We start from the raw sequence: 12394 nt of genomic DNA on the forward strand, positions 1-12394 counted from the left end.
TCGTGCCACCCGGGAACAACTCCCGACCCCAGGCGCTCTGTCCGTGGCCACGCAACACCCCCATGACGACAAGGAGCCACCTCATGATCCGAACCCTGCTTTTGACCGGTGCCGCCATTGCGACCTATGCCCTGACCCAGAGCCACTCTCTGCTTCCCCTGCTCAGCCTGCTGGCCCTGCTTTCGCTCTGGGTTGTCAGCGAAATTGGCAGCTTCTATCGCGCGCTTCCTCCCGCCGTGCTGGATGAGCAGGAGTATCACCACGACTTTTAACCGGATGAAAAATGGTGTGAAACTGTCGAGATGCCGTTAGTTCCATACCGTTTTGCTCTCTGAAACCAACCGGCTATAACAACAGGATCCACTGGGTTCGTGGCGATAGCAGCCATGTTCCTCTATATCTTCTGTACTCAAACAGGAGATAACCCATGAGGCACATCAGCGAAAACGGACTGTTTTTGCTGCTTTTTTTGTCGTTGTTACTGGCAGGTACGCCGCGGGCGATGGCACAAGGCAGGGATTTCAGACAGGCCCCCAAGGCGCTAACGGCGATCAAGCAGGGTCAAGTGGCCCAGCAACACGGCAATCTGCAAAAAGCCATCGCCCTCTACTGTGTCGCCGCCAGCACCGGCAATCCCGAAGGTTATTTCCGGATCGGCCGCCTGCTCGCCACCGGCCCAGCCTCGGTGCGCAGCGCCAGGCTGGCCAACAGTTATCTCGCCATGGCTATGCGCCTGGGTAACCAACAGGCCGCCCGTTACTACAACGCCCGCATCGGCAATGCCCCTATGGGGGAGCGGTGTGGCATCGGGATCCGTGGCGGTCAGGGGAGTTATTCCGCCTTGCCCAGCACACCGTTCAATGTCGAGGCATATCTGGCACGCCAGTCACCGGGCAAACAGAAGCTGGTCACCATGCTGCGTCACGCCGCCAAACACCATAAGGTGGATGCCCGGCTGGTACTAGCGATTGCCATCGCCGAATCCAATCTCAACAGCCGTGCCGTTTCCCCCAAGAATGCCCAAGGGCTGATGCAGCTGATCCCCGAAACCCAGCAACGGTTCGGGGTAACCCGGCCATTCGATCCAGCCCAGAACATCAAGGGTGGCGTCAGTTATCTCAAATGGCTGGATCGCCGCTTCGATGGCGACTGGGTACTGATCTCGGCAGCCTACAATGCCGGGGAAAAAGCGGTGGAACGCTATGGCGGGATCCCACCCTATGACGAAACACAGGAGTATGTAAAACGGGTGCTCTACTTCGCTGGCCACAAGCAGCCCTGAGGCCATTCATCAGCATGTCCGTTACTGACAAAACACGCACCAACATTGCACAACCGTTTTCCTTTCGGTAGGATCCGGCGCTTTCTCGCCAGCCCTACATGTATCCCATGAATATCATCAAACGCTGTTCGCGCCTGCTCACCCTCTTTGCCCTCCTCTCCTCCAGCGTGATGGCGGCCACCCCGGCCCCCATCCTGATCCAGGGGGCGATGGACGTCGAAGTCGAAACTCTCGTTGCCGCACTGAAAGACAAGACGGAGCTGACTGTGGGGGCCTGGACATACTGGCAGGGTACTATCTCGGACTATCCGGTGGTCATCTCCCGCACCGAGGTGGGTCTGGCCAATGCCGCTGCCGCCACCACGTTGGCGATTGAGCGTTTCAAGCCGCGTCTCATCATCAATCAGGGTACGGCAGGAGGCCATGATCCGGCACTGCACCGGGGCGATATCGTTATCGGCACCAAGAGCTTCAACATGGGAGCCTATCGCAGTGACCTGATGCACGCCAAGCAAGGCGTCGATCCGAGCAAATGGCACAACTTCGAGGTCACCATGCGTCTGCGCGATAACGGCAAGCTGGTGGAGCACAGCTCGTTCGCTGGCGATCCCGAGCTGATTGGCCGCGCCCTCGGTATGGCCGATCGCTATCGCCACGGCCGAGTAGTAGGCGGCATCATTGGCACCGCCGATGAGTGGAACCGACAGGTAGCGCGCATCAACTGGCTGCATCAGACCTACCAGACCGCCGCGGAAGAGATGGAAACCTCCTCCGCCGCCCTAGTGGCCGAGGCCTACAAGGTACCCTTTGTCGGCATCCGGGTACTCTCCAATACCGATCTCCACGGTGAAGAGTTTGACCCGCAGACTGCCATCCACTGCCAGCAATTTGTCATTGATTACGCAAACGCGCTGATCAACAGTTTCCACAAGGCATAAGGCCCTATAAGAGGCCGTCATGACAGGCGGCCTATCTTTCCCCCCCATCTTTGCCCCCCCTTGCCCATTGGTTTACAATCGGAACGTTTTTTGGAACCGGGTTGACCTGTGTCGACCAGGCCCCACCACGACATCAGTCTGTTAATGCCAAGACATTAACCTGCTGAAAAGGAAGAGAATTAGCCAATGGCTCAATTTATTTACACCATGAACCGGGTCGGCAAGGTAGTGCCGCCCAAGCGTCATATTCTCAAGAATATCTCCTTGAGCTTCTTCCCGGGCGCCAAGATTGGCGTGCTGGGTCTGAACGGCGCCGGTAAATCGACCTTGCTGCGCATCATGGCGGGCATCGACACCGAGATCGAAGGGGAAGCCCGTCCGCAGCCCGGCATCAAGATCGGCTACCTGCCGCAGGAGCCGAAGCTGGAGCCGGAGCAGACCGTACGCGAAGCAGTCGAAGAGGCCGTTGGCGAGGTGAAGCGCGCCATGGCCCGTCTGGACGAGGTCTATGCGGCCTACGCCGACCCGGATGCCGACTTTGACAAGCTGGCCCGCGAACAGGGCGAGCTGGAGGCCATCATCCAGGCCCAGGGCGGCCACAACATGGAAAACCAGCTGGAGCGTGCGGCCGATGCCCTGCGCCTGCCGGCCTGGGATGCCAAGATCAAGCACCTCTCCGGTGGTGAGCGCCGCCGTGTGGCACTGTGCCGTCTGCTGCTGGAAAAGCCGGACATGCTGCTGCTGGACGAACCGACCAACCACCTGGATGCGGAATCCGTGGCCTGGCTGGAGCGCTTCCTGCACGACTACGAAGGCACTGTTGTGGCCATCACCCACGACCGTTACTTCCTCGACAACGTGGCGGGCTGGATCCTGGAGCTGGACCGCGGCGAAGGTATCCCGTGGGAAGGCAACTACTCCTCCTGGCTGGAGCAGAAGGACGCCCGTCTGGCGCAGGAAGCCAGTTCCGAGGCGGCTCGCCGCAAGTCCATCGAGAAAGAGCTGGAGTGGGTTCGTCAAAACCCGAAAGGGCGTCAGGCCAAGTCCAAGGCCCGTATGGCTCGCTTCGAAGAGCTTAACACCAACGACTACCAGAAGCGCAACGAGACCAACGAGCTGTTCATTCCGCCCGGACCGCGCCTCGGCGACAAGGTGGTGGAAGTGGCTAACCTGCGCAAATCCTATGGTGATCGGGTGCTGATCGACGATCTGTCGTTTGCCATTCCGAAGGGGGCCATCGTCGGCATCATCGGCCCGAACGGTGCCGGTAAGTCGACCCTGTTCCGCATGATGTCGGGTCAGGAGCAGCCGGATTCCGGCTCCATCACCCTGGGTGAAACCGTGGTGCTGGCCTCTGTCGATCAGTTCCGCGACAGCATGGATGACAAGAAGACGGTATTCGAAGAGGTCGCTGACGGTCAGGATATCCTGCGCATCGGCAACTACGAGTTCCCGAGCCGCGCCTATATCGGCCGCTTCAACTTCAAGGGTTCCGACCAGCAGAAGCGGGTTGGCGAACTCTCCGGTGGTGAGCGCGGTCGTCTGCACCTGGCCAAGCTGCTGCAGACCGGCGGCAACGTGCTGCTGCTGGATGAACCGACCAACGATCTGGATATCGAAACCCTGCGCGCCCTCGAGAACGCCCTGCTGGAGTTCCCGGGTTGTGCCATGGTCATCTCCCACGACCGCTGGTTCCTCGACCGTATCGCCACTCACATCCTGGACTATCAGGATGAGGGCAAGATCGAGTTCTTCGAAGGTAACTTTACCGAATACGAAGAGTGGAAGAAGAAGACCTACGGCGCCGAGGCGATCCAGCCCCATCGCGCCAAGTACAAGCGCATCGCCAAATAAGGCTGACTGCGTGTTGAGGGGAGCTCCGGCTCCCCTTTCTGTTGTCTTTTGGCTTACAATCCTAGACGGATGCCTTTGCATGGATGTAGCACGATGACGACCCCCATAGAGAAAAAACTCACCATCCAGATCCGGGTTGAACCGGGTTGTCTCGGGCCGGATGGCAAGACACATATAGAGACCTTCTGTGCCGCTGCTGCCAAGATTTTTGCCGCCGTGGAGCCCGAGCTGGTGAGCTGGGTGCTGATCCCCCGCTATGACAAGCAGCTGCCGGAGCAAGAGTTCTTTATCGAGGGGCGCAAGCTGACCGAAGAGCAGGCAAGCCTGTTTCTGCGCCGCTTCGGCCGTGAACTGGGTGAAGTGCAAGACCGGCTCGACTCGGTGCTGGCCCAGCTGGTCGAGCGCTACTTCAAAACCCTTTAAGCCTCCAATTTTCGATAAAAGGTTCTCTGCTGAGAACCTTTTTTCATGCTCAAAAAGCAAACGTTTGAATTTTTACTCTATTCATTGATCTGCTTCGCAGATCCGGGGTTTGTAAACGGCGCCGCCTGTGTAAAAATGTGCGCGCTGTCACGGTATCAGGACGAGTCTGGTTACTTAACCGCCAGAAACAGGGCAATTTACCCCGCATGGATGGGATAGCCCGTTCCCCTGCTGCTTATTTCACGTCACCTATTGGAATCCAACATGAATCAACAACACCAAGCTGCCAATCAGGCCGCCGGGCAAGGATTGCTTGAGCGCCTGTTTGCCCTGCAAGGCCATGGCACTACCGCCCGCACCGAAGTGATCGCCGGTATCACCACCTTCCTGACCATGGTCTATATCGTGTTCGTCAACCCGCAGATCCTCTCTGCTGCGGGCATGGACACCCAGGCCGTGTTCGTCACCACCTGCCTCATCGCCGGTATCGGCAGCATCCTGATGGGCCTGTTGGCCAACCTGCCGATCGCGCTGGCCCCCGCCATGGGCCTCAATGCCTTCTTCGCCTTCGTGGTGGTCGCGGGCATGGGTTACTCTTGGCAAGTGGGCATGGGCACCATCTTCTGGGGCGCCATGGGTCTGTTGATCCTCACCCTGCTGCGGGTGCGCTACTGGCTGATCGGCAACATCCCGCTTACTCTGCGGGTCGGCATCACCGCCGGTATCGGTCTGCTGATCGCCCTGCTCGGCCTGCACAACGCAGGGATCGTCGTGGCCAACCCCGCGACTATGGTGACAGTGGGCAATCTCACCTCCCTGCCCTGCCTGCTGGGGCTGCTCGGTTTCTTCCTGATCTGCATCTTCTCCGCCCGCGGCGTCCACTCCGCCGTGCTGATCGCCATCGTGGTCACCACGGGTCTGGGCTGGCTGTTTGGCGATGTCACCTTCAAGGGCTTTGTCTCCATGCCTCCCAGCATCGAGCCGGTGTTCGGCCAGCTGGATCTGATGGGATCGCTCGATATCAGCCTCGCCGGGATCATCTTCTCCTTTATGCTGGTCAACCTGTTCGACTCCTCCGGCACCCTGATCGGCGTCACCAACCGCGCCAAGCTGGCCGATGACAAGGGCCACTTCCCGCGCATGAAACAGGCGCTGATGGTCGATAGCGTCAGCTCCGTCGGCGGCGCTTTCATGGGCACCTCCTCGGTTACCGCCTTTATCGAGAGCAGCTCCGGCGTCGCCGTCGGCGGCCGTACCGGTCTGACCGCCATCGTGGTCGGCCTGCTGTTCCTGCTGGCTATCTTCTTCTCCCCGGTCGCCGCCATGGTGCCGGCCTATGCTGCCGCTGGCGCCCTTATCTATGTGGGCGTGCTGATGTGCTCCGAGCTGACCCGGGTGAAGTGGGAAGATTTGACCGAAGCGGTACCGGCCTTTATGACCGCCGTCATGATGCCGTTCAGCTTCTCCATCACCGAGGGGATCGCCGTCGGCTTTATCTCCTACTGCGTGATGAAGGCGGGTACCGGCCGCTGGCGCGAGATCAACCCCTGCGTGCTGGTGGTGGCCCTGCTGTTCGTGCTCAAGTTCGTCTGGGTCGACAGCCACTGATAATGACCAGTGCAATCCGATGGGCTCCCGACAGGGAGCCCATTTTTATTTGCCGGATCATGCTTCTCGCCCCTGCGCTGTGACGCGGGGGCCTGACAGTGCTAGATTGGCAGCCACCATTTTGAACCGGCAGCGTTGTTAACCTCGTGTCGTTAACCCGCTGTCGTGAACCACAAGGACGGCAACCGTGGCCCAGCACTCTCCCTCTTTCTCCGCCCTCTCCCCCCTGCTGCAGGAGCTGGCCCAGCGCCACTGGCAACGGCTGATTGAACTGGCCCCCGACTATGGCTCGCTGCCCGAGCCCGTTCGCCAGACCCTGCTGACCCTGCTCGGCCTCTCCGATTTTGTCGCCGATTCCCTCTTCAAACAGCCCGAGTTGCTGACACAACTGCTCGCCTCCGGGGATCTGGAGCGCTCCGAGCGGTGGCCCGCCTACCAGAGTGACCTCACCTCCCTGCTCGCCGAGGTAAGCGATGAAGAGGCGCTCAAGCGTATCCTGCGCCAGTTCCGCCGCAGCTGCATGCTGGTGATCGCCTGGCGCGAGCTGCTGGGCCACGCTGAAGTAGAAGAGAGCTTTATCCACCTCACCAAACTGGCGGATGCCCTGATCTGCTCTGCCCGCGACTGGCTCTACGCCAAACAGTGCGGCGAGCTGGGCACACCAATGGACGGCAACGGCAACCCGCAGCCGCTGCTTATCCTCGGCATGGGCAAGCTCGGGGGCGGCGAGCTCAACTTCTCCTCGGATATCGACCTTATCTTCACCTTCCCCGAGAACGGCTACACGGTCGGCGGACGGCGCGAGCTCGCCAACCAGCAGTTCTTTATCAAGCTGGGCCAGCGCATCATCAACGCCCTCCACCAGCCCACGCAGGATGGTCAGGTGTTCCGGGTCGATATGCGGCTGCGCCCCTTTGGCGATGCGGGGCCGCTCGCCATCTCCTTCGCCGCCATGGAAGATTACTACCAGCACCACGGCCGCAACTGGGAGCGCTACGCCATGGTCAAGGCGCGGGTGCTGGGGCCCCAGTGCGAACATGCGGTGGAGCTGGCCGAGATGCTGCGCCCCTTCGTGTTTCGCCGCTATATCGACTTCGGCGTCATCGACGGCCTGCGCCAGATGAAGGCGATGATCGCCGCCGAGGTGCGCCGCAAGGGGCTGGAGGGCAACATCAAGCTGGGGGCTGGCGGCATTCGCGAGGTGGAGTTCATCGCCCAGGCGCTGCAACTTATTCGCGGCGGGCGTGAGCCGGCGCTGCGGGTGCGCCATCTGCCAGAGGCGCTGGCCGCCATCGCCCAGTGCGGCGCCCTCGAATCCACCCATTGCAACCGCCTGCTGACGGCCTACCGCTTCCTGCGCCGGGTCGAGAACATCTTGCAGGAGATCGGCGATCAACAGACCCAGACCCTGCCCACCGAGGAGCGGGATCGCCAGCGGCTGATCGCCGCCCTCGGCTTTGCCGACTGGGGCACCTTTATGGCTTATCTGGATGAGGAGATGGCCGCCGTCCATCAGGAGTTCGCCGCCGTGGTGGGGGAAGAGAAAGAGGCACCCGCCCATCTGGAGCAGCTCTGGCTCGATCTCTGGCGCACCGAGCTCGACGCCGCCGAGCTGGAAAAATTGCTGACTGCTCAAGGGGTCGTCGAGCCAGCCCCGCTCTGCGGTGCCCTGCTGCGTTTCAAGGAGGAGTACAAGCGCCGTCAGGTGGGGCCGCAGGGGCGCATCGCGCTGGACTGGCTGATGCCGGAGCTGCTGCGGCTGGTGGTCGCCAGTGAGCAACCCGCCCGCCTGTTCGAGCGGGTATGCGAGCTGCTGACCCGCATCTTCACCCGCAGCGCCTATCTGCAACTGCTGGCGGAAAATCCGGGCGCCCTGCGCCAGCTGGTGCGGCTGTGCGACGCCAGCCATCTGGTGAGCGAACAGCTGGCCCGCTACCCTATCCTGCTGGATGAGCTGCTCGATCCCCAGCACCTCTACCACCCCACCCCGCTCGATCAGTACAAGCCCCAGCTGCGCCAGTTCCTGCTGCGCATCCCCGAAGAGGACGTGGAGCAGCAGATGGAAGCGCTGCGCCAGTTCAAGCAGGTGCAGCTGCTGCGCATCGTGGCGGCCGACATCGCCGGCGCCCTGCCGCTGATGAAGGTGAGCGACCACCTCACCTGGCTGGCGGAGGCGATCACCGAAGAGGTGGTCAATCAGGCATGGGCCCAGATGAGCGAGCGCTACGGGGTGCCGCCCGAGGTGGCAACCAGCGGCCAGCGCGGTTTCGCGGTGGTGGCCTATGGCAAGCTGGGCGGCATCGAGCTCGGCTACGGCTCGGATCTCGATCTGGTGTTCCTGCACGGCGGTGACCCCAACAGCTACACCGATGGCCGCAAACCCATCGACAGCCGCCAGTTCTACCTGCGTCTGGCACAGCGGATCCTGCACCTGTTCAGCACCCGCACCCCGTCCGGCATTCTTTACGAGATCGATATGCGGCTGCGCCCCTCCGGCGACTCCGGCCTGCTGGTCTCGTCCCTCTCGGCCTATGAGCAGTATCAGCAAAACGAGGCCTGGACCTGGGAGCATCAGGCACTGGTGCGGGCCCGCCCCATCTATGGCGATGACGCCATCGTTGCCGAGTTTGCCCGCATCCGCCGCGCCGTGCTGGCCAAGGAGCGCGAACTGCCGACCCTGGCCCGCGAGGTGCGCGAGATGCGCCACAAGATGCGGGATCACCTGCTCAAGGCGGGCGCCGGCGAGTTCGACCTCAAGCAGTCCCCCGGCGGCATGGTGGACATCGAGTTCATCGCCCAGTACCTGGTGCTGGCCCACGCCTGCGGTGAACCCGAGGCGCTCACCCGCTGGTCCGATAACGTGCGCATCTTCGATGAGTGCGTGCTGGCGGGGGTACTCACGCTGGAGCAGGCGGAGGGGCTCAAGCACGCCTATCTGGAGATCCGCAACCTCGGCCATCGCCTCAACCTCTCGGAGATCTCCCGCAAGGTGAGCGACGATCAGCTGCAGAGTGAGCGCAGCCATGTCCTCGGCGTCTGGCAAACCCTGCTGGGGGAGTAATTCCCGCCAGCGGCAATGAAAAAGGGCCCGCCTGAAGCAATTCAGGCGGGCCCTTCCCTATAGAGTTGCCAGGCAAATGCCTAGTCCGATACGACACTCACAGAACGGTCTCCACAATAAGAAAGAGCCCGCACGGGGCGGGCTCTGCATGGGGATAAAACGAAAGGCTGGGGCTATTTGAACAATCCCTTGAGCAGCTGGTCAGCCACACCTTTGACGGCTTCATTGTCGGCCTTGTCCCCCAGCAGCTTCTTGAGGCCGCGTTCGGCCTCCTTGCGCGCCTTATCCTCCAGCAGCTTGTTGTTGCTAAGCAGCGCCTTCACATCGAGCTGGTAGCTGGGGGCTTGCCAGTGACCGCCGATCCGCACCGGAATGGTGATCTCCTTCAGCTCATCCACATCCTTGCCCCCCTGCCCCTTGCTGCTCTCGACAATGGAGGTGAGGAACAGGAAGTCGAGGCTCTCCAGCACCAGCGCCGTCTGCCCCTCGCCCTTGACCCGCAAGGCGGGGGCAAAGAGCTGGATGTCGTTGCTACGGGCGATGCCGTCGGCAATCTGGAAGCTGGCGGTGAGGGCGCTGAAGTCGGTCTTGCGCGCCTCCTTCACCTGCTCGGCCCCCTTGCCGGTGAGGGTGGCCCGCGCCTCGCGGATCATTTCCGCTAGGTTGATGCCGTGCAGGGCGCCGTCGCTCAGCTTCAAGGTCACCTTGCCCTGCATTCCGTTGCGCAGTGCCAGAGGAGAGAGACCACGCCCCTGCACCTGCACATCGAGATCGCCCTTACCCTCCAGCAGATCGCTCTGGGCCAGAGTCTGCAGCAAGGGACGAATGTTCACTCCGGCCACCTGCTTGTGCACCTTGTAGGTGGCGGGTTGCTGGCGTGCGTCGAGAACCCCTTTCGCGCTTACCTGACCGCCCGCCACGGTCGCGCTGAACTGTTTGAGCGTCAGCAGTCCCTTGGCCAAAACCACCTGCAGATCGACAGTACCGAGATCCAGCCCTTTCAGGCGCAGGCTACCGAGTTGCAACCGACCATCCAGATCCACACCTTTGAGCGCGCCCAGATCCGGTTCAACCGCGGAGAGGGCTTCGCTCTTGCCGGTTGCTTCTTTATCGCCAGTTGCAGCGGTATTGGAAGCACCGACCGTTGGTTTGTCCTCTCTCGCCTGCGCTGGTGTGGTCGGTGCCGATCTGGCGAGCCATTTGTCGAGATCCAGCTTCTCCCCCTTGAGATCGAAGCTGATCGAGGGAACAGCGCCAAGCTGCACGGTTCCATCACCACTCAGCAGCGCCTCATCAGCACTCATCACCAGCTTGCTCAGGGTAATCAACTCCTTGTCGAGCTCGGCACGGGCAAACCCGGCCAGTTTCAGCTTCATCTGCGGGCGCGGCAGCGCATCACCTTCCAGCGCAGCCGTCAGCAGCACATCGGAGAGCTCGGCCAGCTTCATCTCTTTATCGAGCCGTCCCTTGAGCGTTCCTTCCAGCGAACCAGCCAGTGAAGCTTGCTGCCCCTCACCCTTGGCTCCTTTCAGCGCCAACGTGAGGTTGCTCCACTCACCAAGGGCCAGTCGGTCTCCCTTGATGGAGAAACTGTCGAGTCGCAGAGACGGGTCACTCAGGCTGCCGCTGAGGCTCAGATCTTTCAGCTCACTCGCCATCACCTCCTGCGCCAGCTTGATCTGGGTCTGCCCTTTAACGTCGAAAGCGAGCTTGTCGGCACTCCCCTTGGCGGCCAGCGTCACGGGTACCCACTGACCGGTGGCCAGTTGCCCCATATCGAGATCGAGGCGATCCAGTCGCAGCGACGTGCCGCTGCGATCATCCTGTACCAGCGCACTGGCCTGGGAGAGCGCGACACCCTGCAAGCTGATCTGCCAGGGCTTGCTATCAGCGGTTGGCGCTGGGGCTGCGGGAACGACCGGTTCGCTTGCATCAGCAGTGGCATCTTTGAGCAGTCCGCTCAGATTGGAGCTGCCATCCGCCTTGGTCTGGATAAAGAGATGGGCGCCACTCAGGGTCACCTTGCCGATCTCCAGACGATGGGAGAGCAGCGGCAACAGGGCCACCGAGGCCTCGCCCTGCTCGAAACGAACCAGATCCGGCTCGGCAAAACCGGCCGGATTGCGCAGAGCGACCTTCTCCAGCGAGAGGCCGAGACTCGGCCAGAAACGCCAGTCAATCTCCCCCGCCATCACCAGCTCCCGACCCGTGCTCTTGCGCACCTGTTCAGCCAGTTGGGGCTTGAATTGATTGGGGTCGATAAGGCTTATCAACGTCACTATGGCCAGCAAGGCTGCCACGGCGATGCCGAGCAAGATGAGAACTATCTTCTTCACGATATGCTCCTTGAATCCGGATCCACTGCTGACTATACCACTCACCGTCTGACGAATGGCGTCTGCGGGACAAAAGTGGACAAGGATGAGACAGGGATGGTCGCTGCCAATCCCCATCGTCATCAGCAGGGATCAGGCTTGCAAAGAGGATTGCTGCAGCCGCGCCACCGCGGTGCGCGTCGATTCGAAAGCAAAGCGGGGCAAGGGAATATCGCTGATCTTCAGCCACTGACAGGCGGCCACATCGTCAGCCGGCTGGATGAACGGTTTTTCACTCAGCTTGATAGCGAAAAAGGTGTCACAGGTGTGATAGGTGATGCCATCGTAGAGATAGATATTGGGAAAGGAACCGAGATAGGTACAAGGATGAGCGCTGACATCGAGCCCCAGCTCCTCCTGCAACTCGCGCACAAGTGCCCCCTCCAGCGACTCGCCGGGATCGACAAATCCGCCAGGCAGATCCAGCAACCCCTTGCCCGGATCTCGGGCACGCACCGCAACCAGCACCTCATCCTGCCAGCAAAGCGCTACCATCACCGCCGTCGCCACATTTTGGAAAAAATGAAAACCGCAGCCACAGCGAAACTCTTTGGGGCTGATGCTCTGCAAGGTTTGACAACCACATTTTGGACAAAACATGGGCTATCTCCGACCAGATAAAGCACCATTTTACGCAGCCAGGGCCGTTTTTTATGAGTAAAACTGATGGGATGATCAGGAATTCAGGGGAAGGAGGGGATAACACTGGCCAATTTTCAGGCTACTTTCTGATTTCCAGGCAATAAAAAACCCCGCTCATTGAGCGGGGTTCTTAAATTGGGTGCCTGGCAGTGTCCTACTCTCGCATGGCGAATGCCACACTACCATCGGCGCTACCGCGTTTCACTTCTGA

General features: G+C 61.0%; 9 protein-coding genes. 7 read left to right on the forward strand and 2 right to left on the reverse strand.

All coding sequences use genetic code 11. The features are described from left to right. Nucleotides 1-83 precede the first annotated feature (83 nt). The 7 genes from G5137_RS16785 (at nucleotide 84) to glnE (ending at nucleotide 9166) form a co-directional block, all read left to right on the forward strand. Nucleotides 84-272 carry a hypothetical protein gene (locus G5137_RS16785; protein WP_421255690.1) on the forward strand — a complete coding sequence of 63 codons (189 nt, stop codon included), beginning with the start codon at nucleotides 84-86 and terminating at the stop codon, nucleotides 270-272. Between the two features lie 155 nt (nucleotides 273-427). Continuing rightward, the gene (locus G5137_RS16790) at nucleotides 428-1282 is read left to right on the forward strand and encodes a lytic transglycosylase domain-containing protein (RefSeq protein ID WP_421255691.1); all 855 of its coding nucleotides are present in this window, start codon (nucleotides 428-430) and stop codon (nucleotides 1280-1282) included. A 107-nt stretch (nucleotides 1283-1389) separates the two neighbouring features. Beyond that, nucleotides 1390-2220, forward strand: coding sequence for a 5'-methylthioadenosine nucleosidase (locus G5137_RS16795; RefSeq protein WP_421173204.1), 831 nt, complete (start codon nucleotides 1390-1392; stop codon nucleotides 2218-2220). A gap of 186 nt (nucleotides 2221-2406) precedes the next feature. After that, entirely contained in the window at nucleotides 2407-4074 is a 1668-nt protein-coding gene (ettA, locus tag G5137_RS16800) for an energy-dependent translational throttle protein EttA (protein ID WP_042054910.1), read from the forward strand. Nucleotides 4075-4167: 93 nt separating this feature from the next. Then, entirely contained in the window at nucleotides 4168-4497 is a 330-nt protein-coding gene (locus G5137_RS16805) for a hypothetical protein (RefSeq protein WP_216951990.1), read from the forward strand. Nucleotides 4498-4761: 264 nt separating this feature from the next. Continuing rightward, nucleotides 4762-6105, forward strand: coding sequence for an NCS2 family permease (locus tag G5137_RS16810; protein WP_421209950.1), 1344 nt, complete (start codon nucleotides 4762-4764; stop codon nucleotides 6103-6105). 187 nt (nucleotides 6106-6292) lie between these two features. Next, complete coding sequence (gene glnE / locus G5137_RS16815) at nucleotides 6293-9166, forward strand: bifunctional [glutamate--ammonia ligase]-adenylyl-L-tyrosine phosphorylase/[glutamate--ammonia-ligase] adenylyltransferase (protein ID WP_421255692.1); 2874 nt, start codon at nucleotides 6293-6295, stop codon at nucleotides 9164-9166. A 173-nt stretch (nucleotides 9167-9339) separates the two neighbouring features. On the opposite strand, the gene G5137_RS16820 is transcribed toward glnE, so the two are convergent. Together G5137_RS16820 and G5137_RS16825 are read right to left on the reverse strand one after the other, a co-directional pair. Then, on the reverse strand, nucleotides 9340-11502 hold the full coding sequence (locus G5137_RS16820) for an AsmA family protein (RefSeq protein ID WP_421255693.1): 2163 nt from the start codon (nucleotides 11500-11502) through the stop codon (nucleotides 9340-9342). A gap of 132 nt (nucleotides 11503-11634) precedes the next feature. Continuing rightward, nucleotides 11635-12141, reverse strand: a complete 507-nt coding sequence (locus tag G5137_RS16825; protein ID WP_128815396.1) for an NUDIX hydrolase — start codon at nucleotides 12139-12141, stop codon at nucleotides 11635-11637. Nucleotides 12142-12394 lie beyond the last annotated feature (253 nt).

It is taken from the genome of Aeromonas sp. 600282 (assembly GCF_049175755.1).
In the GTDB taxonomy this organism is placed as follows: domain Bacteria; phylum Pseudomonadota; class Gammaproteobacteria; order Enterobacterales; family Aeromonadaceae; genus Aeromonas; species Aeromonas veronii_A.

Coding starts and splice junctions, on each gene's coding strand:
- G5137_RS16785 (WP_421255690.1), top strand. CDS start 84: ATGATCCGAACCCTGCTTTTGACCGGTGCCGCCATTGCGACCTATGCC.
- G5137_RS16790 (WP_421255691.1), top strand. CDS start 428: ATGAGGCACATCAGCGAAAACGGACTGTTTTTGCTGCTTTTTTTGTCG.
- G5137_RS16795 (WP_421173204.1), top strand. CDS start 1,390: ATGAATATCATCAAACGCTGTTCGCGCCTGCTCACCCTCTTTGCCCTC.
- ettA (WP_042054910.1), top strand. CDS start 2,407: ATGGCTCAATTTATTTACACCATGAACCGGGTCGGCAAGGTAGTGCCG.
- G5137_RS16805 (WP_216951990.1), top strand. CDS start 4,168: ATGACGACCCCCATAGAGAAAAAACTCACCATCCAGATCCGGGTTGAA.
- G5137_RS16810 (WP_421209950.1), top strand. CDS start 4,762: ATGAATCAACAACACCAAGCTGCCAATCAGGCCGCCGGGCAAGGATTG.
- G5137_RS16825 (WP_128815396.1), bottom strand. CDS start 12,141: ATGTTTTGTCCAAAATGTGGTTGTCAAACCTTGCAGAGCATCAGCCCC.